This is a genomic window from Symbiobacterium ostreiconchae (genome assembly GCF_055396975.1).
This window is the reverse complement of sequence record NZ_AP042454.1, coordinates 1,106,906-1,130,357: the sequence shown is the minus strand read 5'-3', so window position 1 is coordinate 1,130,357 and position 23,452 is coordinate 1,106,906. Positions and strand designations below refer to the sequence as shown.

The 23,452-nt window shown below is 69.2% G+C and carries 23 protein-coding genes; 10 read left to right on the top strand and 13 right to left on the bottom strand.

What is annotated here, in order from left to right; all coding sequences use genetic code 11:
- Positions 1-59 precede the first annotated feature (59 nt).
- Both pflB and pflA read left to right on the top strand, forming a co-directional pair.
- The gene (gene pflB / locus ACZ5UM_RS05590; RefSeq protein ID WP_464847353.1) at positions 60-2,288 is read left to right on the top strand and encodes a formate C-acetyltransferase; all 2,229 of its coding nucleotides are present in this window, start codon (positions 60-62) and stop codon (positions 2,286-2,288) included.
- Positions 2,285-3,073 carry a pyruvate formate-lyase-activating protein gene (pflA, locus tag ACZ5UM_RS05585; protein ID WP_464847351.1) on the top strand — a complete coding sequence of 263 codons (789 nt, stop codon included), beginning with the start codon at positions 2,285-2,287 and terminating at the stop codon, positions 3,071-3,073. The genes pflB and pflA overlap by 4 nt, the downstream gene beginning before the upstream one ends.
- A 202-nt stretch (positions 3,074-3,275) precedes the next feature.
- On the opposite strand, the gene rpsD is transcribed toward pflA, so the two are convergent.
- From rpsD to ACZ5UM_RS05550, 7 genes are all read right to left on the bottom strand, one after another.
- The gene (gene rpsD / locus ACZ5UM_RS05580) at positions 3,276-3,881 is read right to left on the bottom strand and encodes a 30S ribosomal protein S4 (protein ID WP_464847349.1); all 606 of its coding nucleotides are present in this window, start codon (positions 3,879-3,881) and stop codon (positions 3,276-3,278) included.
- 366 nt (positions 3,882-4,247) lie between these two features.
- A complete protein-coding gene (locus tag ACZ5UM_RS05575) occupies positions 4,248-4,943 on the bottom strand; it encodes a formate dehydrogenase subunit gamma (RefSeq protein WP_464847348.1) in 696 nt (231 codons plus the stop codon).
- Entirely contained in the window at positions 4,930-5,643 is a 714-nt protein-coding gene (locus ACZ5UM_RS05570) for a 4Fe-4S dicluster domain-containing protein (RefSeq protein WP_464847347.1), read from the bottom strand. Before ACZ5UM_RS05570 ends, ACZ5UM_RS05575 begins: the two co-directional genes overlap by 14 nt.
- Positions 5,640-6,647 (bottom strand): molybdopterin-containing oxidoreductase family protein, encoded by a 1,008-nt coding sequence (locus ACZ5UM_RS05565; protein WP_464847346.1) that lies wholly within the window; start codon positions 6,645-6,647, stop codon positions 5,640-5,642. The genes ACZ5UM_RS05570 and ACZ5UM_RS05565 overlap by 4 nt, the downstream gene beginning before the upstream one ends.
- Before the next feature lie 60 nt (positions 6,648-6,707).
- Positions 6,708-7,847, bottom strand: coding sequence for a molybdopterin-dependent oxidoreductase (locus ACZ5UM_RS05560; RefSeq protein WP_464847343.1), 1,140 nt, complete (start codon positions 7,845-7,847; stop codon positions 6,708-6,710).
- Between the two features lie 67 nt (positions 7,848-7,914).
- The gene (locus tag ACZ5UM_RS05555) at positions 7,915-8,448 is read right to left on the bottom strand and encodes a rhodanese-like domain-containing protein (RefSeq protein WP_464847340.1); all 534 of its coding nucleotides are present in this window, start codon (positions 8,446-8,448) and stop codon (positions 7,915-7,917) included.
- A gap of 330 nt (positions 8,449-8,778) precedes the next feature.
- On the bottom strand, positions 8,779-9,726 hold the full coding sequence (locus ACZ5UM_RS05550; protein ID WP_464847338.1) for a YeeE/YedE family protein: 948 nt from the start codon (positions 9,724-9,726) through the stop codon (positions 8,779-8,781).
- 38 nt (positions 9,727-9,764) lie between these two features.
- On the opposite strand from ACZ5UM_RS05550, the gene ACZ5UM_RS05545 reads away from it, so the two are divergent.
- Positions 9,765-10,676 carry a LysR family transcriptional regulator gene (locus ACZ5UM_RS05545; protein WP_464847337.1) on the top strand — a complete coding sequence of 304 codons (912 nt, stop codon included), beginning with the start codon at positions 9,765-9,767 and terminating at the stop codon, positions 10,674-10,676.
- 43 nt (positions 10,677-10,719) lie between these two features.
- Here ACZ5UM_RS05545 and ACZ5UM_RS05540 read toward each other — a convergent pair whose 3' ends face one another.
- The 6 genes from ACZ5UM_RS05540 to ACZ5UM_RS05515 all read right to left on the bottom strand — a co-directional run bounded on the left by ACZ5UM_RS05540 (position 10,720) and on the right by ACZ5UM_RS05515 (position 15,265).
- Positions 10,720-10,944, bottom strand: coding sequence for a sulfurtransferase TusA family protein (locus tag ACZ5UM_RS05540; RefSeq protein ID WP_464847336.1), 225 nt, complete (start codon positions 10,942-10,944; stop codon positions 10,720-10,722).
- 112 nt (positions 10,945-11,056) lie between these two features.
- Positions 11,057-12,079 carry a rod shape-determining protein MreB gene (mreB, locus tag ACZ5UM_RS05535; RefSeq protein ID WP_464847335.1) on the bottom strand — a complete coding sequence of 341 codons (1,023 nt, stop codon included), beginning with the start codon at positions 12,077-12,079 and terminating at the stop codon, positions 11,057-11,059.
- A gap of 90 nt (positions 12,080-12,169) precedes the next feature.
- Positions 12,170-12,418, bottom strand: coding sequence for a sporulation transcriptional regulator SpoIIID (gene spoIIID / locus ACZ5UM_RS05530; protein ID WP_011194238.1), 249 nt, complete (start codon positions 12,416-12,418; stop codon positions 12,170-12,172).
- A gap of 140 nt (positions 12,419-12,558) precedes the next feature.
- The gene (locus tag ACZ5UM_RS05525; protein ID WP_464847330.1) at positions 12,559-13,380 is read right to left on the bottom strand and encodes a peptidoglycan DD-metalloendopeptidase family protein; all 822 of its coding nucleotides are present in this window, start codon (positions 13,378-13,380) and stop codon (positions 12,559-12,561) included.
- Between the two features lie 70 nt (positions 13,381-13,450).
- Complete coding sequence (gene spoIID, locus ACZ5UM_RS05520; protein ID WP_464847328.1) at positions 13,451-14,509, bottom strand: stage II sporulation protein D; 1,059 nt, start codon at positions 14,507-14,509, stop codon at positions 13,451-13,453.
- Between the two features lie 117 nt (positions 14,510-14,626).
- Positions 14,627-15,265 (bottom strand): hypothetical protein, encoded by a 639-nt coding sequence (locus tag ACZ5UM_RS05515; protein ID WP_464847327.1) that lies wholly within the window; start codon positions 15,263-15,265, stop codon positions 14,627-14,629.
- A gap of 181 nt (positions 15,266-15,446) precedes the next feature.
- Here ACZ5UM_RS05515 and ACZ5UM_RS05510 point away from each other — a divergent pair, with 181 nt between their 5' ends.
- The 7 genes from ACZ5UM_RS05510 (at position 15,447) to ACZ5UM_RS05480 (ending at position 23,438) form a co-directional block, all read left to right on the top strand.
- Complete coding sequence (locus ACZ5UM_RS05510; protein WP_464847326.1) at positions 15,447-16,502, top strand: AAA family ATPase; 1,056 nt, start codon at positions 15,447-15,449, stop codon at positions 16,500-16,502.
- Entirely contained in the window at positions 16,472-17,773 is a 1,302-nt protein-coding gene (locus tag ACZ5UM_RS05505; protein WP_464847325.1) for a VWA domain-containing protein, read from the top strand. Before ACZ5UM_RS05510 ends, ACZ5UM_RS05505 begins: the two co-directional genes overlap by 31 nt.
- On the top strand, positions 17,760-18,467 hold the full coding sequence (locus ACZ5UM_RS05500) for a FadR/GntR family transcriptional regulator (protein ID WP_464847324.1): 708 nt from the start codon (positions 17,760-17,762) through the stop codon (positions 18,465-18,467). The genes ACZ5UM_RS05505 and ACZ5UM_RS05500 overlap by 14 nt, the downstream gene beginning before the upstream one ends.
- Before the next feature lie 306 nt (positions 18,468-18,773).
- Entirely contained in the window at positions 18,774-20,534 is a 1,761-nt protein-coding gene (locus ACZ5UM_RS05495; RefSeq protein WP_464847323.1) for an L-lactate permease, read from the top strand.
- A gap of 14 nt (positions 20,535-20,548) precedes the next feature.
- On the top strand, positions 20,549-21,286 hold the full coding sequence (locus ACZ5UM_RS05490; RefSeq protein WP_464847322.1) for a (Fe-S)-binding protein: 738 nt from the start codon (positions 20,549-20,551) through the stop codon (positions 21,284-21,286).
- Positions 21,276-22,736, top strand: a complete 1,461-nt coding sequence (locus ACZ5UM_RS05485) for a LutB/LldF family L-lactate oxidation iron-sulfur protein (protein ID WP_464847321.1) — start codon at positions 21,276-21,278, stop codon at positions 22,734-22,736. Before ACZ5UM_RS05490 ends, ACZ5UM_RS05485 begins: the two co-directional genes overlap by 11 nt.
- On the top strand, positions 22,737-23,438 hold the full coding sequence (locus ACZ5UM_RS05480; protein ID WP_464847320.1) for a LutC/YkgG family protein: 702 nt from the start codon (positions 22,737-22,739) through the stop codon (positions 23,436-23,438).
- Positions 23,439-23,452 lie beyond the last annotated feature (14 nt).

The following is a 23,452-nucleotide window of genomic DNA, read 5'->3' as shown; positions in this document are numbered from 1 at the left end:
CAACATTTCGCCGGAATCTGCCTGAATTGCGGCCGGCCAGACCCGGGAGGAGGCCGATCATGACCGCGTGGAGTGGATTCCGACCCGGCCGCTGGCAGCGGCATATCGATACCCGTGATTTCATCCAGCAGAACTACTGTCCCTACGAGGGCGACGCATCCTTCCTCACCGGCCCGACCGAACGGACCCGGGCCCTGTGGGAGAAGGTCTTCGCCATCTTCAAGGAGGAGCAGGCCAGGCGGGCCCCGCTGAAGGTGGACACCCAGACGCCGGCCGGCATCCTCTCGCACCAGCCGGGATACGTGGACAAGGACCTGGAGCTGATCGTCGGCCTGCAGACCGATGAACCCGGCAAGCGGACCTTCTATCCCGCCGGCGGCTGGCGCATGGTCGAGGCCTCGATGAACGCCTACGGCTACGAGGCCGATCCCCGGTGGAAGACCATCTACACCCAGTACCGCAAGACCCATAACCAGGGCGTGTTCGACGCGTACACCCCCGAGATGCGCGCCGCCCGCTCCAACCACATCATCACCGGCCTGCCCGACGCCTACGGCCGCGGCCGCATCATCGGCGACTACCGCCGGGTGGCGCTTTACGGCATCGACCGGCTGATCGAGGAGAAGGAGCGGGAGAAGGCCGCGACGGAGCCCTGGATCATGGACGAGGCCACCATCCGGCTGCGCGAGGAGCTGACCGAGCAGATCAACGCGCTGAAGGAGCTCAGGGAGCTGGGCCGCTGGTACGGCCTGGACCTCGGCCGCCCGGCCGAAAACGCCCGGGAAGCCATCCAGTGGCTGTACATGGGCTACCTGGGCGCCATCCGTGAGCAGAACGGCGCCGCCATGTCCATCGGCCGCATCTCCACCTTCCTCGATATCTACATCGAGCGCGATCTGGAGCGGGGCCTGATCACGGAGACCGAGGCCCAGGAGCTGGTGGACCAGCTCATCATCAAGCTGCGCCAGGTCGCCTTCCTGCGCACCCCGGAGTACAACGAGTTGTTCAGCGGCGATCCCACCTGGGTCACCGAGGCCATCGGCGGCATGGGGCTGGACGGCCGCACCCTGGTCACCCGGACCTCCTTCCGCTTCCTGCAGACGCTCTACAACCTCGGCCCGGCGCCGGAGCCGAACCTGACGGTCCTCTGGTCCAGCCGGCTGCCCGAGGGCTTCAAGAAGTTCTGCGCGCAGGTCTCCATCGACACGTCGGCGATTCAGTACGAGAACGACGACGTCATGCGGCCGCTGTGGGGCGACGACTACGGCATCGCCTGCTGCGTCTCGGCCATGCGCATCGGCAAGCAGATGCAGTTCTTCGGCGCCCGGGCCAACCTCGCCAAGTGCCTGCTCTACGCCATCAACGGCGGCGTCGACGAGAAGTCGGGCCAGCAGGTGGGCCCCCGGCTGCAGCCGATCACCGGCGACGTGCTCGACTACGACGAGGTGCGCAGCCGCTTCAGCGAGATGATGGACTGGCTCGCCCGGCTGTACATCAACACGCTCAACATCATCCACTACATGCACGACAAGTACAACTACGAGCGGCTGGAGTTTGCCCTGCACGACCGGGACATCTACCGCACCATGGCCTGCGGCATCGCGGGGCTCTCGGTGGTGGCGGACTCCCTCTCGGCCATCAAGTACGCCAAGGTCCGGCCCATCCGCAACGAGCGGGGCATCGCCGTCGACTTCGAGATCGAGGGCGAGTACCCGGCCTACGGCAACAACGACGACCGGGTGGACAGCATCGCCCGCGAGGTCGTCGAGGAGTTCACGACGCTCCTGCGCAAGAACAAGGCGTACCGCGACGCGGACATCACCCTGTCCGTGCTGACCATCACCTCCAACGTGGTCTACGGCAAGCACACCGGCACCACCCCCGACGGCCGGAAGGCCGGCGTGCCCCTGGCTCCGGGCGCCAACCCGATGCACGGGCGCGACAAGAAGGGCGCCATCGCCTCGCTGAGCTCCGTGGCGAAGATCCCCTACGAGGCGGCCAAGGACGGCATCTCCAACACCTTCTCCATCGTGCCGAAGGCCCTGGGCCGGACCCCGGAGGAGCAGCGCCGCAACCTGGTGGCCATCCTGGACGCCTACACCACCCAGGGGGCGCACCATCTGAACGTCAACTGCCTGAACCGCGAGACCCTGCTGGATGCCATGGAGCATCCGGAGCTTTACCCGCAGCTCACCGTCCGGGTCTCGGGCTACGCCGTGAACTTCGTGAAGCTGACGCGTGAGCAGCAGCTCGACGTGATCAGCCGCACGTTCCACCAGAGTCTGTGACGCACACGGCAGGCGGGGTGGGGCGGGTCCACCTCCAGCCAGCGCCGGACCGCGCGCACCGCACCGGCCGCATCCACTCCGTGGAGAGCTGCGGGGCCGTCGACGGTCCGGGGCTCCGGTTCGTGGTCTTCCTGCAGGGGTGCCCGCTCCGCTGCCGCTACTGCCACAACCCCGACACCTGGGATCCCCGGAAGGGCACGGAGGTCACGGTGGGCAGCCTGATTGAGGAGATCCAGTCGTACCTCCCCTACATGCAGTTCTCGGGCGGCGGCGTGACCGTCAGCGGCGGCGAGCCGCTGCTGCAGCCCGACTTCGTGGCCGACCTGTTCGCCGAGTGCCGCCGCCTGGGCATCCACACCGCCCTCGACACCAGCGGCTTCGCGCCCCCCGAGCGGGCCCGGCCGGTGCTGGAGCAGACCGACCTGCTGCTGCTGGACATCAAGCACCCGGACCTCATGCGCCACAAGGCCCTGACCGGCGCCGACGGGCGGCGCCCCCGCACCACCGCCCGTCTCGCCGCCGCCATGGGCATCCCGATGTGGATCCGCCATGTGGTGGTCCCCGGCTGGACCGACTCCCCCGCTGACGTGGAGGCTCTGGCCGATCTGGTCGAAACCCTGCCCACCGTGGAGAAGGTGGAGCTGCTCCCCTACCACCTGCTGGGCAAGCACAAGTGGGCGGCCCTGGGGATGCCGTACGGGCTGGAAGGCGTCGAGCCGCCCTCTGAGGAGACCATGGCGCGGATCCGACAGCAGCTCACCGCCAGGGGCATTCAGGCGGAGTGACCCCAGGGCGGGAATCCAATCCGCAACCGCTGGCAGCCGGCTGGGGACCGGTGAGACCCGGCCTGAGACCGGCGCCTGTGGCCAGCAACCTGCCCCCAGGGACCAGACCCCGGGGCAGTGCAAGACGGCCTGGACCGCGACTGACGCGGTCCAGGCCGTCGTGGTTTGGGCCTTCGGGCTTGTCCCTGCCCCGGGGCAGGTCCTAACGGGCGTAAAGCTCCACGACGAGGCTCTCGTCTGCCTCGACGGGAATCTCCTCCCGGAGCGGCAGCCGCTCCAGCCTGCCGGCCATCGCGGCTTCGTCCAGGGAGAGGTAGGCCGGCACCGGGCGCCGCAGGAGCAGGCTCTCCTGAACCACCGCCATCGAGCGCCCCTTCTCGGTGAGCCCCACGATGTCTCCGGGCTTCACCTGGCAGGAAGGGATGTCGACCCGCCGACCGTTCAGGGTCACGTGCCCGTGGCTCACCAGCTGCCTGGCGGCGGGCATGGTGCGGGCGAAGCCCAGCCGGTAGACGACGGTGTCCAGCCGCTGTTCCAGGAGCTGCAGCAGCACCTCGCCGGTCACGCCGCGGCTGCGCCGGGCCTGCTCGAAGTAGCGCCGGAACTGCCGCTCCATGACGCCGTATGTAAACCGCAGCTTCTGCTTCTCCAGGAGCTGCGCGCCGTACTCGCTCAGCTTCTGCGGCCGTCCGGGGCCGTGCTGGCCGGGCCTGTACGGCCGCTTCCGCGCGGGGCACTTCGCCGCCCCGCACACCGGCCGGCCAACCCGCCGGCAGAGCTTGTGCTTGGGACCGATGTAACGCGCCATCGTTGCCTCTCAGCCCTCCTTTCGAATCGAGTGCTCGGTGTCTGCGCGATTGAGACTGAGAATCGTTCTCAATTATCCTCCTGCACGTGGCTGCTGTCAACCCCGCAGTGGCCTGACCCAGCTCCCGGCGGTGAACGCCAGACGGAGCGCTGTTGTGCCTATAACGCCCCCGCCACCCTCGAACGACACCCCTGGCCGCTGGCACGAATGTGCACTTTCCGCAAGCCCAGGCGCCGAGCGCCCTGCGAGCCACGCACACCAGGAAACGCTTGTCCCACAAGGCGTCGTACAAAGTGCACGTTCGTTCCACTGCACACGCGAGCAGCCCGGGCGGACCTCCTCCGCCCGGGCTGCGCATACGCCGCATCACTCGCCCGTGATCTCCCGGTACCACTTCCGGTAATGATCCTTCGCCCACTTCGCCGGGACCCAGCCCGTGATCATGCCCGAGAGCCCCTCCCGGAACCCCGGCATCAGCGTGGCCAGGTAGATGTGCCCGAGGACGGCGCACCCCAGCACCATCGCCGTGCCCGAGTGGATCAGGATGACCCACTGCATGACCGCAGGCGGGAACGACGTCTTGTAGACCATCATCCAGCCCGTGATCACCATCGTCGGCCAGCCGATGATCTGCAGGATCGAGTTGATCTTCTCACCGGCGTTGAACTTGCCCTGGGGCGGCGACTCCGCCTTCATGCCGAAGAACTCCCGCACGAAGGCCGGGAAGAACCGCAGGTCGTCCCGGTCGAACCGGAACACCTCGCGCAGCCAGCGCAGCGTCGCCCGGCGGGCGCCCGTGAACAGGATCGGGATCGTCAGCACCGTGAAGGGGATCGCCGCCCAGCGGTGCAGCTGGCCGAAGAAGCGCAGCACCTCCGCGCCCGCCAGCCCCGAAGCGCCGCGGACGACCAGCCCCAGACCGGTGAACAGCAGCAGGAGGAACGTCAGCGCGTGGTTCCAGTGCGCCAGGCGGGAAGCCAGGCTGAACCGGTACACCTTGCCCTCGTGAACCCGCGCCTCATCCTGAACCGGAGCCCGAGCCCGAATCCTAGCCGTTGCCATCCTGCGTTCCCTCCTTCCCCCTGCTCTTGAAGGCGTTGACCGCCAGGCTCAGCAGAACCGCCGCCAGCGTGGAGCCCATCATGATCTGACCCACAGGCTGGACGATCGACTGCCAGGCGAAGGTGGCGGCCGAGGGCTTGAAGTCGGCCGGCAGCGCCGCCCGGTCGATGTGCTCCGGCAGCCGGTAGTAGAAGCTGGTGCCCTCGATGTGAATCACGTCCGGCGCAGCGATCTTCTCATGGATCGGGTCGTTGGGATCGTCCAGGTCGCCCACCAGGCGGGCGCCGGTCAGGCAGGTCTGCTCGCAGGCCGGCCGCTCGCCCTCGGCGAGCCGGTCGAAGCAGAACGAGCACTTCCGCACCACGCCGGCCGCCGGGTCGTAGCTGCGGGCCTCGTACGGGCAGGCCGTCATGCAGTACTGGCACCCGATGCAGTTCTCGTAGTCGATCTTCACCGGCCCTTCCGCCGTCTTGTACGTCGCGCCCGTCGGGCAGACCGCGGCGCAGGGCGGATCGTCGCAGTGCAGGCACTGCGTGGTGACGAAGCTGGACTTCACGTCGGGGTAGGTGCCCACCAGCATCCGGTCCACCTTGGTGTACCGGATGCTCCAGTCCAGCCCGTTCAGGGCCTGGCAGGCCACGGTGCAGGCCTCGCACCCGGCGCAGAGGGAGAGATCCACGAAGTAGGCCCAGCGCGTCATGCCTTCTCACCCACCTTCCGCACCGTCACCGTGGCGTCGCCCTGCCCCAGCGCACCGGAGACCGGCGTCACCATGATCGGGTAGAACCAGCCGTCGGCCGCACCCTTGCCGTAGGCGAGCCGCTGCTCCGGGACCATCGTGCCGAAGCCGTGGCACATCCAGACGCAGTCCGGCCGAATGCCCTCGGTCACCCGGGCCCGGATGCGCTGCACCCCGTACTCGTTGGCCACCTCCACCAGGTCGCCGTCCTTGATGCCCCGTGCGGCGGCCGCCGTCGGGTGAATCCACAGGTCGTTCTCCGGCATGCGGGCGTACAGCGCCGGCACGTTCTGGGTGTAGCCGTTGGTGTGCACCGCCATGTGGCCGTGCAGGAGCCGCAGCCGGTCGCCCTCAGGCTGCGTCTTGGGCGGCACCCAGGTCACCACCTCGTGGCCGCCCGAGAGGGCGAACCCCTTGTGGACCAGCTCGGCCTTGCCCGAGGCGGTCGGCAGCTTGCTGTAGTCCGGCGGCGTCGCCGGGACCTTGATGACGCCCTTCTCCTTCAGGTGCTTCACGGTCCAGCCGGTGGGCCCCAGCAGCGCGTTGTTCCACTGCTCCATGGTGAAGTTGAAGTACTGCTCGATGCCCACGACCTTCGCCAGCCCCTGCAGGATCTCCAGGCAGGACCGGGTGTTGTACATCGGCTCCACGACCGGCTGGCGGATGGAGACCGTATCGCCCACCACCGAGATGGCGTCCATCCGCTCCAGGTAGTGGTGCTCGGGCAGGACGTAGTGCGCCAGCATGGCGGTCTCCGACATCTGCGTGTCGATGGCGACCACCAGATCCAGCTTCTTCAGCGCCTCGATCCAGCGGCCCTGGTCGCCCGACGACTTCACCGGGTTGACCCGGAAGAAGATGGCGGCCTTCAGCGGGTAGGGCTTACCGGACTCGATGACCAGCGGGATCGCCTGAATCGAGCCCAGGCTCAGCGGATACTTGGTGCCCATGCCGTCAAACCGCACCGCGGTCGGCTTCGGGTACGGCGTCCAGACCTCTGCACCTGCAGAGGAACCCGTGGCCGCTCAGCCGCCGCCTGCGGCTTCGATCACCGCGCCCTCCGGCGGGTTGTCGATCGTCCCCTGCGCGACCTTGGGCGAGAGCTTCAGCCCGCCCTTGGCGCCCAGGTTGCCCAGCAGGGCGTTCACGATGGCCCCGGCCCGGGCGGCCTCGTAGCCGTTCCAGTACATGCCGTTGCCGCCGTGCCAGCCCGGGTCCACCACGGCCGCCGGGGCGGCCGCCGCCATCTCGCGGGCGATCTGCCGCACCTTCTCGGCCGGGATGTCGGTGTGCTGCTCCTGCCACTCCGGCGTGTACTGCAGGATGCCTTCCTTCAGCTTCTCAAAGCCGTTGCAGTGGGCCTCCACCCACGCCTTGTTGTAGATCCCCTCGGTGATGAGCACGTTGGCGACCGCCAGCAGGAACGCCAGGTCGCCCGCCGACTTGATGGGAATCCACTCGCCCCAGCCCGCCAGCTCCGAATGCCGCGGATCCAGCACCACGATCCGGGCGCCGTTGGCCTTGGCCTTGGCCAGGGCGGCCACCTCCGAGACCTTGATGCCGCCCAGCAGATTCCGGCCCGGGCTCAGGTAGAACTTCACGTTCGCGTAGTCCACCGTCGGCAGGGCGCCGAAGACCGCCGAGTAGCCCACGTTGCGGTTTGCGAAGCAGTTGGCCGCGTGGCCCACGTGGTTGGGCGACCCGAACGCCTCCGTCCACCGCTTGGTGAGCGCCGAGTTCAGGTTGTTGTACTCGGCGAACACCAGGGCCTCCGGCCCGTGCTTCTTCCGGATCTCGTTCAGCTTGGCGCCGATTTCCTCAAAAGCCTGTTCCCACGTGATGGGATAAAGCTTGCCGTCCTCCCCCCGCTTCATGGGCTCCTTCAACCGGTCGGGATCGTACAGGGCCGACGCCCCGGCGTTGCCCCGTGCACACGGCCGACCCAGGTTGGTCGGGTGCTCCGGGTTCCCTTCGATGCGGGTCACCCGGCCGTTCTCCACGATCGCGAACACACCGCAGCGGCTCGTGCACATCTCGCACAGGGTCGGCACCCGCCGGACGTCCTTCCGCGCCGCCTGCGCCGTGCGCTGAGGAAGCCCCACCGCCAGCGCGCCGGCCGCGACGCCGCTCAGTTTCAGGAAGTCCCTGCGGCTGAGCTCCGCCATACCCTCACCTCCATGCTGTGGACAAAGGGGGGCCTGCCTGACGGCAGAGCCCCCCCAGCTCTGGTCGCTACTGGACGATCGGCAGTTCGGCCTTCTCGTAGTTCGGGAAGCCGCCCTTCAGCGACATGGCGTTGTAGCCCGCCATCCGCAGCACCGCGGCCGCCTGGCCGGACTGCTGGCCGGAGTAGCAGTTGACGACGATCAGCTTGTCGGTGGGCAGCTTGTCGAAGTTCATGCCGAGGGCCGCGAACGGGATGTTGACGGAGCCCTCCACATGGCCGGCGGCGAAGTCGGCGTCAGCGCGGATGTCCAGGAGGAAGATGGAGTCGTCGCCGGCATCCAGCTTCTCCTTCACTTCGGTCGCGTCGATCATGTTCCGGTGGCTGGCCATGTTGTTGAAGTAGTCCTGGGCCGCCTCCAGCAGGATCGCCGCCTCATCTACGGGCTCGGCCTCCTCACAGGGCGGGCACTCCGGGGTCTGGGTCGCGGGCGGCTGGTCCGATGCGGCAGGCGTCTGGGTGCTGCCGCCACAGGCCGTCAGCGCGGCCACGGACACGATCAGGGCCAGGAACAGGGCGATGCGACGCTTCAGGTTCGTCATCGTGATGACCTCCTCTGCTCACTTCGGGCTCTGGCTCGACACGGCGGTGTGAAAAAGCACGTCTGCAGCGGCCGCTGTACCGGTTTCGCTCACCCAGGCCCCCCCACTCCCCCGAGCGGAGCAAACTTGTGCTTTCACTCACAACATAGCACGGAAAACCCGGAACGCCTAGAGCTACGGCCATTTGAAGGTTTTATCGCTATAAGCCAGACCTTATACCTGGGTGAAAAGAAGGAGCCGCGCCCCTTCAAAGGGCGGAAAAGCGCGGTCCAGAAATGATGAAGCCGGGGGATACCCCCGGCGGTTTGCCCTCCGTACAATCAAACATAGCTACAAGAAGCGATACATGAAGCGCCGCAGAAGCTGTGCGCCCACCCAGGATCCGACCACCGCGCCGAGCACCCAGTACCACGGGTGCGGCGAGAGGTTGACCATGCCGGTCATCACCGCGCCGATGGTGCAGCCCCAGCCCACCCGGGCGCCGTAGCCCATCAGCACGCCGCCGGCCAGGCGGATGAGCGCGGGCGCCCGCCCGCCGGGGCCGCGCACCCGGAACTCGCGGCCGAACCGGGCGCCGAGGAACCCGCCGATCAGGAGCCCGGCCGCGTAGGACGCCGCCGAGAGATCGGTCAGGAGGAACACCCGGCTCACGCCCCAGCCCGTGCCGGTGAGGGCCATGAAGATCACCAGAAGCGTCGCCATGACCACGGCGCCCAGCTCCGGCGCCCAGGGCGCCCGCAGCCGGCCCAGCCGGGGCACGGCAGGCAGCTCCTCGCCGACGTGGGCCTGTCGCCGCTCCCACACCTGCACCAGGACCAGTGCGAGCAGGAGCAGCCCGACGGCGATCCAGGCGTTGAAGGGATCCTGCACCGTGACCGCCGTCAGCAGCGGCAGCTTCACGTGCAGCCAGGTCCCGGCAAACACCCCGAGCAGGATGTACAGCTGCGAAAGCTGCCCCTCGCCGAGCCGCCAGAAGGCCCCGGCGATGCAGCTGCCCGCCAGCACCATCCCCACGGCGAAGAGCATGCCGCCCACCAGGGCGCCGGCCGGCGTCGGCCCGGTAAAGGTTCCCCCCGCCGTCCCCCGCTGCGCATGGAGGATGGCCCCGCCCGTCACCGTCAGCAGGAAGAGCAGGAGCATCGCCCGGGTCATGCGCAGGGCCCGGAAGAGGAACACATCCCGCATGGCGCTCACGAAACAGAGGCGCGAGCGCTGAAAGACGAAGCCGGACAGCACCCCGGCCAGAAGCAGCCAGCTGAGGATATGCGTCGTCGTCATTCGGCAACCTCCCGCAGGTCCGTAGGAGGGGATACTCGATGACTCAGGAACTGGACATTTTCTGCAAAGTGGCCAAGTACGGCTCCATGTCCCGGGCGGCGGCGGAACTGCACCTCTCCCAGCCGGCGGTGAGCCAGCGGCTGCGCACGCTGGAAGAGCAGTACGGCCTTCAGCTCTTCCGCCGGACCAACCGGGGGGTGGAGCTGACGCCGGCGGGCGAAGTCCTGTCGCGCTACGCCCAGCGCATCCTGCAGCTGGAGCGGTCCCTGCAGGAGGAGATGGCCAGCCTGCGGGCGGCGGAGCCGAAGCAGATCGTCGTCGGCGCCACGTCGGCCATCGGCGGCTACGCCCTGCCCTGCACGGTCTACCTCTTCCAGCAGAAGTACCCCGATGCCCGCATTCAGCTGCAGATCGGCAAGCGCTGCGACGTCATCCAGCGGCTGGAGGACGGCCTGGTGGACATTGCCCTGGTCGAGGGGCCCGACATCACCGCCCCTTCCCAGGACTGGCAGGTGAGCGTGATCAGCGAAGAGGAGCTGGTGCTGATCACGCCGCCCGGCGGACCGTTTGCCGGGAAGGACGCCTACACCGCAGACGACCTCACCCGGCTGCCGCTCATCCTCCGCGAGCCCGGATCGGGCACCCGGATGGCCGTCGAGGAGGGCTGGAAGGCCGCCGGCCGCAGCGCAACCGAGCTCAACATCGCCATGGAACTCACCAGCGTGGACGCGATCAAGACCTCGGTGGCCTCGGGCCACGGCGTCGCCCTGGTCAGCCGCTGGTGCGTGCGGGCCGAGGCCCGCATGGGCCACCTGCGCATCGCCCCGCTGGAGGACATCGCCTTCACCAGCCGCTGGACCCTGATCGTGCCGAAGAACGGCATGAAGGGGGCCATGGAGCGGGCGCTCCTGCGCACCCTGCGCTCCCCCGCCGAGCGCGGCTTCTGCTGAGGCGAACAAGCCGCAGGGGCGCACCGCCAGCCTCCGGCCGCCGTCACAGCCGCTCGATCTGGAACTGCCAGATGCCGTCGGCCACCTCCTCCACCCGGAAGCGGCACGGCAGCTTGCGCAGGTGCTCCCGCAGCAGCCTGACCGTGCAGGAGTGGTCCGACTCCATGATCAGCCAGTCGCCCGGCTTCATGCTGCGCAGCTTCGCCTCGGCCTTGAGCAGGGGCGCCGGGCACATCTCCCCGTAGACGTTCAGCGTGTAAGTGGCCATCGCGCCTACCTCCGCCGGAACTGTTCGGTACGGTGCGCCGAGAATCCTTGCACCGGAAACATCAGGGGTCGCGGTTGCAGGCCGCGACCCCCTTCGTTTTTCCCGTTACGCGCTACATGATCTTGCGGAGGACCACCAGGTGGTTGTCCTGGACCTCGAACTCCTCCAGCACCCGGCCGGTTCCTCTCGCCACGCAGGAAACGGGGTCCTCGGCCAGGTAGGCCGGCACGCCCGTCTCGTGGGCGATCACCTGGTCCAGGCCGTGCAGCATGGCCCCGCCGCCGGTCATCACGATCCCCCGCTCCACGATATCCGCCGAGAGCTCCGGCGGCGTGGCCTCCAGCACCGCCTTGATGGTGTCGCAGAGGGCGGTCACCAACTCGCTCACCGCCTCCCGCACCTCGGCCGAGGTGATCGTCACCGTCTTGGGCAGCCCCGTCATCAGGTCGCGGCCCCGCACCTCCATCGACTCGTTGCGGCTGTCGCAGCCGGCGCTGCCGATGGTGATCTTCACCTCTTCCGCCGTCCGCTCGCCGATCAGCAGATTATATTTCATCTTCAGATGCCGGACGATGGCCTCGTCGAACTTGTCGCCGCCGATGCGGATCGACTCCGACAGCACGACGCCGCCCAGCGAGAGCACGGCCACGTCGGTGGTGCCGCCGCCGATGTCGATCACCATGTGGCCGGCAGGCTGCGTGATGTCCAGCCCGGCCCCCAGCGCCGCGGCCAGCGGCTCCTCCACCAAGGTCACCGTCCGGGCGCCGGCCTCGATCGCCGCCTCCATCACCGCCCGCTTCTCCACCGTCGTCACGTTCGCGGGGATGCAGATGACCATGCGCGGGCGCGCCAACAGGCGGGGCCCCGACACCCGCCTTAGAAACGCTTTCAGCATCGCCTCGGTGACGTCGTAGTCGGCAATGACCCCTTCGCGCAGGGGGCGGATCGCAACGATGTTCCCCGGCGTTCGACCCAGCATGCGGCGGGCTTCCTCACCGATGGCCAGGACCTGCTTGGTATCCCGGTGCATCGCCACCACAGAGGGCTCGCACAGAACGACCCCCTTCCCCTTGACGTAGACCAGCACGGTCGCCGTGCCCAGATCGACGCCTACATCCGTTGCCCATCCAAACACGCTCTGTCTGCCCCCTGTTCAAAGGCTGGAAAGTTCATCATTTCCCCTTTCCAGCTTCGACGCCAGGGGGCAAACTCCTCTGCTCCGCACCTACCGCTCCAGGTACTTTTGCCGGGTCGCCGCACCTCCCCGAATGTGACGTTCGGCCTTGTTCTGATCCAGGACACGCTTGACCTTGGCGGCCAGCTCGGGGTTGATGCGGGGCAGACGTTCTGTCACGTCCTTGTGGACGGTGCTCTTGGAGACGCCGAACACAGAGGCGGTTTCGCGCACGGTGTCCTTGGTTCGGCAGATGTGGTTGCCTATCTCCAGCACACGCTTCCAGATGTGATCTTTCACCGCTGGGCCCCCTTCGCCCTGGATGGTTGGTAGAGTCTATTGGGGCAAAGGGGCAAACATGACGAACCGGGGGCTGGGGAGCGCTGGAAATGCGCGTGCCCAGCCCCCGCCCGGGGCTGCGGGAGGGGGGAGTGCGGTCGCTATTCCTCCAGGTAGGCGAGGGGGTCCACCGGCTCGTCGTCGACCAGCAGGGCGAACAGCAGGTGCGGACCCCACGCACGGCGCAGGGGGGCGGGCAGCCCGATCCGCCCGAGGCGCTCCCCGGCCGCCACCGCCTGGCCCTCGGCCACCGACGCCTCGGCCAGACCCGCGTAGCGGCTCTGCCGGCCGCCGCCGTGGTCCACCACGACGACGAACCCGTCCACCGGGTGCTCCTCCACCACGGTCACCGTGCCGGCGGCTGCGGCCACCACCGGCTGCCCCGGCGTCGCCTCCAGCGCCAGGCTGTCGGACAGCCGGTAGTCGCCCAGGCTGCCGTCCACGGCGCCGAAGGCCATCACCACCCGGGGGCGGCCGGCCAGCGGCCAGGAGAAGACGGGTTCCGCCTCGGTGTCCGGCTGGCTGCCGCTCTGCAGCGCCGGCTCACCGGCAGGCTGCGCCCCGGGACCGCCGCCAGACTGGGGCACAGGCTCTTCCGCGAACTGGCCCCCGGGCCCGCTGCCAGGCTGGTGCACAGGCTCTTCAGCGAACTGACCCCCGGGACCGCTGGCAGACGGGAGCGCACCTTCACCGGCAGGCTGGGCCCCCGGTGCGCCTCCGGGCTGGAGCCCGGGCCCGCCGGCGGACGGAGCTTCCGGCTCACCGGCGGGCGGGGCGCCCGGCGCGTTCGGCGCCAGGGACGCCTGGTACAGCGCCATGCCGCCGATGAGCAGGAGAAGCGCCGCGCTGGCCGCCAGGGCCATGCGCCGTTCAGGGGGCAGGTTGCCCCGCCACAGGGCAGGCAAGCCACGCACAGGTTTCATCACAGATCACCTCGTGACTTAGCCTGCCCAGTTGACGCCCCATTCAGACGACGACCGCCAGATTTTCTTCCTAAATTTCGAATAATCGACTCAGCTCGACGCCCGTATAGTAATGGGTGAGAATCTCCCGGTACGTCCTCCCGGCCCGGGCCATGCCCTGGGCCCCGTACTGGCTCATGCCCACGCCGTGGCCGTCGCCGAAGGTCTCCACCACCACCTCGCCGTCCTGCCAGAAGATCCGGAAGTCCGTGGAGCGCAGCCCCAGCCGCTCCCGCACCTGCCGGCCGGTCAGCGTCACGCCGCCCACGGCCACCGTCTTCACCCGCCCGCCGGCCGTGCGGGCCGTCACCTGCAGCGGCGGCTGGCCCGTCCGGGCGGCGGCCTGGACCGCCAGCAGCGGCTCCTCGCCGCCCAACCCCAGCGCCCGGGCGAAGGCCTCCGGGCTGAAGCGGCGCTCCTCCACCAGGCGGGGGGCGCCGGCGCCCCACGTGTCGTCCACCGGCACCAGGTAGGGCAGGTGGGTGGCGAAGTAGTCGCCGGCGCTCTCGGTCATCCGGCCGGAGACGGCGTGGTAGAGCGCGTCGATCAGCTCCCCCTCGTAGGTAAGCACCTCGCCCTCCGTCTCGGCCTGCGCCTGGCTGAGCCGCCGCCAGTAGTTGGCCGCGACCAGCGGGCCGTACTTCGCCTCCAGCTCCTCCAGGGTGGTGTAGGCCTGGCTGGTGCGGTAGTCCGCGCAGACATCGGCCTCCGGGTTCAGGGGGCACCCCCCTTTCCCGCCGAACTGCGGCATGCGGCGCACGGTGTAGGTCCGGGCGACGACGAACTGCGCCTTCAGCGCCTCCATCTCGAAGTCGGCGGGCATCTCGGCCGCCACGACCCCCTTCAGGTACTCGCCCAGGGGCATGACGACGATCTCGTCCCGGTCGGGGAAGTAGACCTTCACATCCAGCGAGTCGGCGCCGGCAGGTTCGGCCGCAGGGGCCTCCGGCTCCGGCGCCCAGTGGGCCAGCACCGGGACGGGCAGGGGATCTGACCGCTCAGGCAGGCGCACGCCCGCGCCGATTCCCGCCGGAAGCGCCAGAGTCAGTGCCGCCGTCATCAGCACGGCAGCCAGCAGCAGACGCAGCATGACTTGTCCTCCGGGCCCCTGTGAAGGGGTGCTTTCACCCCTATCTCTATGGGGAACCTGTCCCGCGTATTACATAAAGCCGCGGGCCGGAGCCCGCGGGCGGTGGCGCCCGCCCGGTCAGTAGTCGCTGCGCACCGTCGGCCAACCGATCCAGAGCCGGCTGCCGTCCCCGCTGCGGCGCACGGCGGCCTGGATGTTCACCGCGTAGGGACCGGGCGGCAGGAGGGGCGTATATCCTGCTATTGAGGCCGACTGGCCGCCGTTCCAGGGCTCCCGCTGGCGCGCTGCCACCGCGTCCAGGGCCGCCTCCGCCAGGGCGAGCGGATCCCCCGCTGCCGCGCGGCCGGAGAGCTCCACCTGCACCTGCGGCCACATCCCCTCGGCCGCCAGGGCCCGTCTCAGCTCCCGGTACCGCTGGTGCCACTGCCCGGCTGCCTCGCCGTGCAGCCGCCAGGTGATCTCCACGTAAGGCCCGCCCACGCCCTCCAACACGCGGAGCGACCGTTCCTCGCCCGCCGGAGCGGGGCGGTTCCAGCCCAGCCCGTCCGCCAGCCGCGCCGCCGCTGCCAGGCTCTCCACCGGCTCCCGGAGGAATAGCACAGCCTGCTCAAGCCGGTCCCCGGCCGCCTCCCACGCCCGGCCGAGCGTCTGCATCTCGGGAACCGCCGGCCGGGGGGGCTCCCCCGCAGGCCGGTGCGCGGCCAGGAGCACGCTCAGGGGCAGCGCCAGCGCCGCCAGAGCCAGCGATCGGCGCATGGTTGCAACACCTCCTACGCCAGTCTTGCCCCGGCCCGCGGCAAAATAAACAAAGTAAACATGCGTGGCAGGAATCCGAGCGATTCCCCCGAATTATGGACGGAAATCTGCTTATGCGGGCGCAGTATGCCCCTTCCGGATAACTTCCACAACTCCGTCACACCCCAGGGGGTGGTCACCGGTGCACGCCTACGTGACCGTCGGCTCCGCCGCAGTGGCCGGGCTCGCCGCGGCGGTGGCGGTGACGCGCTGGGGCCCCGTCTGGTGGCGGCTGTGGCAGCGGGAGGCAGCCAACCAGGAGGCCCTGGCCGTGGCAAAGGCGCAGTTGGGAGAGGAGGCGAGCCGTCTGTTTCCGTACACGCCGGCCGAACTGCAGCAGAGACTGCAGGAGCAAGGCTACTTCCTGGACGCCTTGAGCACCAAGAAGCTCTGGACCTACCTGCGTCAGGGAAAGCCCGTCGGGCTGAGGGGCGAGCCGGGCATCGGCAAGTCGCAGCTGGCCGAGGCCTTCGCCCGCGCGTTCGGCTACCCCCTGGTGGACATGGAGTGCCACAGCCACCTGGAGGCCGAGGAAATCGGCATCTCCTGGAACGGCTTCAAGCAGATCGTCGACGCCCAGGCCTACCACAACTGCGGCAACGGCGAGCCGCCCAATCTCTACACCCTGGATTACCTGAACCGCACGCCGCTCCTGGAAAGCGTGCTCGCGGAGCAGCCGACCGTGGTGCGGGTGGACGAGGTCGACAAGCTGAACGAGCACACGACCAACTTCTTCCTGCGGTACCTGGACCGGCAGGAGCTGGTGGTGCACAACCTGGACCAGCCCGGCCAGTCGCGGGTGCTGAGGGCCCGGGCGCCGCTCTATATCTTCCTCACCTCCAACGAGTACAAGCGGCTGGATACCGCCTTCATGCGCCGGACCGTCTGGCTGGACCTCCAGTTCCCCTCGGAGGCCACCTTGATGCGCATCATCCAGCGGTCGGTGGGGGTGCCGGCCGACTTCGCGGCCCGCGTCGCCCGCATCGTCGTCCAGCTCCGGCAGCTGAACATGGAGAAGAAGCCCGCCATCGCGGAGGCCATCGAGTGGGCACGGGCCCTGGTCGACGTGGGTGAGGGCCGCATCACCCCCGAGTCGGTGGAGGTGACCATCGGCTTCCTCGCCAAGTACCCGGAGGACGAGGCCATCGTCAAGGAGGCGCTCCGGCAGTGGTACGACGGCTTTGGCCGATCCGCGTGATCTGCGCGGCCGCCCGCCGCATCGGCCGGTTCATCCGCTGGCTGATGCTCCGGGTCGGCCGCGTGCTTCGTCTGCGGCAGCCGCGGCTGCACGCCGCGGTGCAGGTCGCGCGCCTCTTCCTCGCGGGCCGCGACCCCAACAACCTGTACGTCTCGCTCACCGAGGCCGCCGACCACCGTCCGGAGGCGGCGGCCGTTCTGACCGAGGTGGCGGCGGGCGAACGGTCGACCACGCTGCTCTGGGCCGGCCCGGCCGGGCCGGATCTGCCCGCGCAGGACCCGCCCGAGCTGGCCGCGGCCCGCGCGTCGCTGTGGCGCGGGCTGGCCCCTTCCCGCGCGGCAGACGCCCTGCAGGGGGCCGAGGCGGCCAACCGCCGCTTCGCCTACGTCGACCTGCTCAACTCGCCCATCCGGAAGCTGTCTGCCCGGCAGATCCTGGAGCTGGATGAGCTCCTGGAGCGGCTCGCGCGCCGGTGGATGACGCCCGACGAGGCCTTCCGGGAGTGGCCCCGCCGCAACCGGCTCGACGTCCACCGCACCCTCCGGCACAACCTCCCCCGGTACGGCGGCGCGGTGCTCCAGTTCCGGTGGCCCGTCAAGGAGGTGCCGCTCCCCCAGCCGCGCAGGCCCTCCCGCATCCTGGTCATCGGCGACGTCTCCCACTCCATGGCCCATTACGTCAGCGTCCTGCTCTACTTCTTCCACAAGCTGAACTTCCAGTTCGTTGTGGAAAGCTATGTATTCAGCGAGAGCGCCACCTACGCGACGCCCTACCTCAACGGCCCCGGGACGTTCGAGGAGAAGGTGCAGCGGCTCATGCGGGGGGCCCGCTCCTGGAACGCCGGCACCCGCTTCGGCACCGCCCTGGCGGAGATCGCCCGGCACGCCGCGGTCGACGACCAGACCTACGTGTTCATCGCCACCGACGGCAAGGTGACGCTGACGGCCGACGAGCAGGAGAACATCCGGCTGAACATGGCCGCGCTGCGCCGCCGGGCCCGGCAGGTCATCTTCCTCACCCCTTCGGCGGAATTCTCCGGCGCGCTCCACGGCGCCGGACGCAGCCGGCAGCGCCGGCTGGGCACCTTCTACTACGGCCCCCACGAAGTCCCGGTCTGGTCGATGGGCTCGCCCCTGTGGTACGGCACCCTCGCCCGCTACGCAGACAGGCTGTACCTCATCCGCACGCTGCAGGATCTCATTGACATGGTCGAGAACCTCCTTATCAGCAGCGGGGAGGAGGAACGGAGGAACCACCATGGGACGGTTTGAGCGAGTCACCAGCCAGCGCATCTACCAGCAGATCGTGGACCAGATCACCCGCATGGTGCAGGAAGGCACGCTCCGCCCCGGCGACCGGCTGCCGCCCGAGCGGCAGCTGGCGGAGGAGTTCGGGGTCAGCCGCTCGGCCGTGCGTGAGGCGCTGTCGGCCCTGCGGATGCTCGGCCTGGTGGAGGCCCGGGTCGGCGAGGGCACCTTCGTGACCCAGCCGCCGGACGAGCGCTTCATCTCGCCGCTGGCCCTGGTGCTGACCATCGAGCAGAGCGAGGCCGTCGGCCGCGAACTTCTGGAGCTGCGCGCCGCACTGGAGGCCGAGAGCGCCGCGCTGGCCGCCATGCGCCGCGAGGCCGACGACCTGGCGGCGATGGACGAGGCCGTGCAGGCGATGGAGACCGACCTGAAGGAAGGCCGGCTGGGCGCCGAGGCCGACTGGCGCTTTCACGACGCCGTGGCCGGCGCCAGCGGCAACGCGCTGCTGCTTCAGACCATGCGCTCGCTGAGCGATACGATGAAAGAGGCCCTGGGCCTCTACCGGGAACAGCTCCTCCGCATCCCCGACATGGGCCTGACGCTCCTGCAGGACCACCGGGAGGTGCTGGAGGCCATCCGCATCCAGGACCCGGCGGCGGCGCGCGAGCGCATGCGGAAGCACATCATGCGGGTCCACGCCCACCTGTACGGGTAAGTCCGCGCGCGATCCGGGCAGATCCGGCCGCGGCCGCCCACCGGATCAGGAACCACGCGCCGAGTCCCCTGCCCCGCCCGGCTCAGACCGGGCAGGCAGGGGACTCCCTGATCTGCAGGAAAGGACTATTTGTGAGAGCGAGAACGTGCCGGGATAGTGCACTCGCGTCATTTGCACGGTCATTGTGCACAGAGGGGCAGGTGAAAAGGGCGCATCCTGCGAATGATTGGTCGGACCATCAGTCCATCTGACCAATCCCGGGAGTCAGGGCTGGTCACACCACTGTCATACAGGAGGCTCTCGTCCATGTTGTTCCAGCAGACCTACGACCCATTCGGCAACCCATTCCTCTCGACACTGCTTGCCGCGCTCCCCCTGCTCCTGCTCATCTACCTCCTTGCGGTTCACCCCTGGCGGGACAAGGAAGGCCGGCGCCAGCGCGGCATCGGCGCGCCGAAGGCCGCCTTCTTCGCCTCGCTGGTCTCGCTGGCCGCAGCGGTCCTGGTGCTGGGCATGCCCGTCACCGCCGCCGGCGCGTCGTTCGTGTACGGCGCCCTCTCCGGCCTCTTTCCCATCGGCTGGGTGCTGCTGGCGGCGATGTTCCTGTACACCCTCACCGTGGTCACCGGCCAGTTTGACGTGGTGAAGGAGAGCATCGTCGCGATCTCGGGCGACCGCCGCATCCAGGTGCTCATCATCGCCTTCGCCCTGGGCTCCTTCCTGGAAGGCGCCGCGGGCTTCGGCATCCCGGTCGCCATCGCCGGCGCGATGATGGTCGGCCTGGGCTTCAAGCCCCTGCAGGCCGCCGTGCTCAACCTGCTGGCCAACTCCGTGCCCGTGGCCTTCGGCGCCATCGGCACCCCGGTGCTCACCCTGGGCGCCGTGACGAACCTCGATCCCCACCGGCTCGGCTACCTCTCGGCCCTGCAGCTGGCGCCCTTCTGCCTGGTCACCCCGCTGCTGGTCATCGCCGTGATGGTCAAGATGGACGGCAAGCCTTTCCGCAAGGTCCTGGAGGTCTGGCCCGCTCTGCTCGTCTCGGGCGTGGCCTTCACCCTCAGCGAGTACCTGACCGCCGCCTACCTGGGCCCCGGCCTGGTCGGCATCCTGGGCGGACTGGTCACCCTGGTGGCCTTGCTGGCGCTCTGTGCGGTCTGGAAGCCGGCCAGCCCCTATGACGACGCCGAGACCCCGGCGGCGCCCAAGGCTTCCCGCCGCCTTGCCCCGATGGCCGGCGGTGCGGTGGCCGCGACCGGCGCCACGGCCGTGCCGGGCCGGACGCCGGGTGAAGTGGCCCGGGCCTGGCTGCCCTGGGTGCTGCTCACCTTCTTCGTCTTCCTCTGGGGCCAGCCAGGCGTCAAGGCGGCCCTGGAGCGGCCGCTTGCGGGCATCCCCACCGTCCTGAAGTTCCAGGTGCCCTTCCTGCACGAGCTGGTCTACCGCATGCCCCCGGTCGTCCCCGAGGCGACCGCTGAATCCGCCGTCTACACCCTCAACTGGCTGTCCTCGCCGGGCACCTCCATCTTCCTCGCCGCGCTCGTGGCCGGCCTCTGTCTGCGCATGACCCCGGCCCAGTGGAAGGAGACCTTCGTGCGCACCGCCGTGCGCATGAAGGGGCCGCTCACCACCGTCGCCATGGTGCTGGGCTTCAGCTACCTGACCCGCTACACGGGCGCCGACGGCATCCTGGGCCTGGCCTTCACCCGCACCGGCTGGCTCTACCCCTTCTTCGCCCCGCTGCTGGGCTGGATCGGCGTGTTCATCACCGGCTCCGACACCTCGGCCAACGCCATGTTCGGCAGCCTGCAGCAGATCACGGCCCGCGCGCTGAACCTCGACGAGTACCTCATCGTGTCCGCCAACAGCGTGGGCGGCTGCACCGGCAAGCTGCTCAGCGCGCAGTCCATCGTGGTGGCCACCGCCGCTACCTACGAGGACCGGCAGGAGGCCGCCGGGGCCGTCGGCTCCATCCTGCGGGCCGTGTCCGGCTACAGCCTGGCGATGGCGGTCATCAGCGGACTGATCGTGATGGCCCTGGCCTACCTCGTGCCCGGCCTTATCCAATAACGGGAGGTGCCCCCATGAAGGTCTCGCTCTTCATCACCTGCCTCGCCGATCACTTCGCCCCCCAGGTCGGCGAGGCGGTCTACCGCCTGCTCCGCCGCCACGGCGTCGAGGTCGACTTCCCTGCCGGCCAGACCTGCTGCGGCCAGCCGTCCTGGAACACCGGTCACCTGGACGACGCCCGGGACTTCGCCCGGCTGTACATGAAGACCTTCGCGCACAGCGAGTACATCATCCAGCCTTCCGGCTCCTGCGCCGGCCACGTGCGCTACTTCTACCCCGAGATGTTTCCCGAGGGCTCCCGGGAGCGGCAGGAGGCCGTCGCCATCGGCCAGCGCACCTACGAGTTCACCGAGTTCATGGTGCGCGTGCTGGGCGTGAAGGACGTCGGCGCCCGGTTCCCCGGCAAGGCCGTCTTCCACAACAACTGCCACATGCAGCGGGAACTGAAGGTGCAGGAGGAGCCCCTGGAGATGCTGCGCTGCGTGCGCGACCTGGAACTGCTGGAGCTGCCCCGCCCTGACCTCTGCTGCGGCTTCGGCGGCGCCTTCTCCATCAAGCAGCCCGAGATCTCCACCGCCATGGCCGACGACAAGGTGGATGCCATCGCGGCCACCGGCGCGAACCTCATCGTCAGCTCGGACCTGGGCTGCCTCATGCACCAGGGCGGCCGCATCGAGAAGCGGGGCCTGCCCATCCGCACGCTGCACATCGCCGAACTGCTGTGGGAGGGGGTTCAGCAGAATGGCCGCTAAGACACCTTTCCTGGAACGGGTCGAGAAGGCCCTCGCCGACGACCATCTGCGCGGGGCGGTCCGCTATACGGCCGAGAACCTCTACATGAAGCGCAAGGCCGTCATGGCCGACCTGGAGGCCCTGGCGGCCCGGGGCGAGGCGATCGGGAGCTTTGAAGAGCTGCGCGCCCGGGCGCAGGAGATCAAGCACCACACCATCGCCCACCTGGACGGCTACCTGAAGCAGGCCGCGGAGCAGATCCGCAAGAACGGCGGGGTGGTCCACTGGGCGAAGGACGCCGCGGAGGCCAACCAGATCGTGCTGGAGATCTGCCGTAAGCGCGGCGCCCGGAAGCTCATCAAGTCCAAGTCCATGGTCACCGAGGAGATCCACCTGAACCACGCCCTGGAGGCCGAGGGGCTGGAGATCGTGGAGTCGGACCTGGGCGAGTACATCATCCAGCTGGCGAAAGAGACCCCGGCACACATCGTCATTCCAGCCATCCACAAGACCCGGCGGCAGATCGCCGACCTGTTCGGGGCCGTGGCCGGGCGGGAGCTGGCCACCGACACCAAGACGCTCGCAGGGTTCGCCCGCGCCACGCTGCGGCAGAAGTTCATGAACGCCGACGTGGGCGTGACCGGCGCCAACTTCCTGGTGGCCGAGACCGGCACCATCTGCCTGGTCACCAACGAGGGCAACGGCCGGCTCACCACCTCGGTGCCGCCCTGCCAGATCACCCTGGTGGGCATCGAGAAGCTGGTGCCGGGCCTGGAGGACCTGGCCGTGATGCTGGGCCTGCTGCCCCGCAGCGCCACCGGGCAGAAGATCACCACGTACTTCAACATGATCACCGGCCCCCGCCGCCCCGGCGAGCCCGACGGGCCGGAAGAGCTGCACGTCATCTTCCTGGACAACGGCCGCTCGAACATCCTCTGCACCCCGTACCAGGAGGTGCTCTCCTGCATCCGCTGCGGTGCCTGCCTCAACTCCTGCCCCGTCTACCGGCAGCTCGGCGGCCACGCGTACGGGTCCATCTACCCCGGCCCCATCGGCACCGTGCTGACGCCTCTGCTGCAGGGCCTGGACCAGTGGGACGAGCTGCTTCAGGCCTGCAGCCTGTGCGGGGCCTGCGCCGAGAACTGCCCCCTGGGCATTCAGCTGCACAAGCACATCATCCGGCTGCGCGGGGAGGCGGTCGCCCAGGGCCGCGAGCACCCGCTGATGCGCACGGCACTCAAGGCGGTGCACTTCGCCTGGACCCGGCCGGGGGTCTACCGGTTCGTCGCCCGGTCCGCGCGCCTGGGCGTGAAGCCCTTCCTCCGGCGCCGGGCCGACGGCAGCGAGTACCTCGACAACCTACCCTCCATCGCCGCCGGCTGGACGAACAGCCGGACCATGCCCGCCCCGGCCCGCAAGCCCTTCCACCAGCGCTGGGCCGAGCTTCAACGAGAGGAAGGTGCGAAGTAGATGAGCACGGAGCAGGACTTCCTGAGCAGAGTCGCCGCCAGGCTCGGCCGCAGCCCGGAGGCCGCCCCGCCGCCGTTCCGGCCGTCGCGGCCGCTGCCGGAGATCGGCCCCAAGGGGCCGGATGCCCTTGCGGACCGGTTCCAGGCGGAGCTGGAGAAGATCAACGGCGTCGTGCACCGGGTGAGCGACGCCGCCCAGGTGGCCCCGACCATCGTGCAGATCCTGAAGGACGTCCTGGGGGCCGGCCAGACCGGGTCCGCCGCGGAGGGCCTGTCAGTCGCCCGCTGGGAGGACCCCCTACTGAGCGGCTGCGACATCGACCCGGCCCTGGAGGCCGCCGGGTACCGGGTGGTCAGGTTCCGCCAGGGCGACGACGGCCGGTCCTTCGTGGAGCAGGTCGAGAAGGCGCCCGCCGGCATCGTCGCCTGCGACGCGGCCATTGCCGAGACCGGGACGATCGTCCTGCACAGCGGCGCCACCCGCGGCCGCACGGTGAGCCTGCTGCCGCCGCTCCTGATCGCCGTGCTGCGCAAGGAGCAGATCGTCTTCGACAGCGCCCGGGTCTTTCGGCGTCTCGCCGGCAGCGGGGCCATGCCGTCGCAGGTGATCTTCAAGTCGGGCCCCAGCCGCAGCTCGGACATCGAGAACGACCTGACCATCGGCGTCCACGGCCCCGGCGCCCTGCACGTGATTCTGGTGTAGCCATGAAAGAGCCC

Excerpts from the sequence above, each read along its gene's own strand:
- ACZ5UM_RS05515 (WP_464847327.1), bottom strand. The coding sequence starts at position 15,265 with ATGCGCCGATCGCTGGCTCTGGCGGCGCTGGCGCTGCCCCTGAGCGTG.
- ACZ5UM_RS05480 (WP_464847320.1), top strand. The coding sequence starts at position 22,737 with ATGAGCACGGAGCAGGACTTCCTGAGCAGAGTCGCCGCCAGGCTCGGC.
- ACZ5UM_RS05570 (WP_464847347.1), bottom strand. The coding sequence starts at position 5,643 with ATGACGCGCTGGGCCTACTTCGTGGATCTCTCCCTCTGCGCCGGGTGC.
- ACZ5UM_RS05545 (WP_464847337.1), top strand. The coding sequence starts at position 9,765 with ATGACTCAGGAACTGGACATTTTCTGCAAAGTGGCCAAGTACGGCTCC.
- ACZ5UM_RS05490 (WP_464847322.1), top strand. The coding sequence starts at position 20,549 with ATGAAGGTCTCGCTCTTCATCACCTGCCTCGCCGATCACTTCGCCCCC.
- ACZ5UM_RS05555 (WP_464847340.1), bottom strand. The coding sequence starts at position 8,448 with ATGACGAACCTGAAGCGTCGCATCGCCCTGTTCCTGGCCCTGATCGTG.
- ACZ5UM_RS05485 (WP_464847321.1), top strand. The coding sequence starts at position 21,276 with ATGGCCGCTAAGACACCTTTCCTGGAACGGGTCGAGAAGGCCCTCGCC.
- ACZ5UM_RS05525 (WP_464847330.1), bottom strand. The coding sequence starts at position 13,380 with ATGAAACCTGTGCGTGGCTTGCCTGCCCTGTGGCGGGGCAACCTGCCC.
- pflB (WP_464847353.1), top strand. The coding sequence starts at position 60 with ATGACCGCGTGGAGTGGATTCCGACCCGGCCGCTGGCAGCGGCATATC.
- ACZ5UM_RS05575 (WP_464847348.1), bottom strand. The coding sequence starts at position 4,943 with ATGGCAACGGCTAGGATTCGGGCTCGGGCTCCGGTTCAGGATGAGGCG.
- ACZ5UM_RS05550 (WP_464847338.1), bottom strand. The coding sequence starts at position 9,726 with ATGACGACGACGCATATCCTCAGCTGGCTGCTTCTGGCCGGGGTGCTG.
- ACZ5UM_RS05495 (WP_464847323.1), top strand. The coding sequence starts at position 18,774 with ATGTTGTTCCAGCAGACCTACGACCCATTCGGCAACCCATTCCTCTCG.
- ACZ5UM_RS05560 (WP_464847343.1), bottom strand. The coding sequence starts at position 7,847 with ATGGCGGAGCTCAGCCGCAGGGACTTCCTGAAACTGAGCGGCGTCGCG.
- ACZ5UM_RS05500 (WP_464847324.1), top strand. The coding sequence starts at position 17,760 with ATGGGACGGTTTGAGCGAGTCACCAGCCAGCGCATCTACCAGCAGATC.
- rpsD (WP_464847349.1), bottom strand. The coding sequence starts at position 3,881 with ATGGCGCGTTACATCGGTCCCAAGCACAAGCTCTGCCGGCGGGTTGGC.
- ACZ5UM_RS05540 (WP_464847336.1), bottom strand. The coding sequence starts at position 10,944 with ATGGCCACTTACACGCTGAACGTCTACGGGGAGATGTGCCCGGCGCCC.
- spoIID (WP_464847328.1), bottom strand. The coding sequence starts at position 14,509 with ATGCTGCGTCTGCTGCTGGCTGCCGTGCTGATGACGGCGGCACTGACT.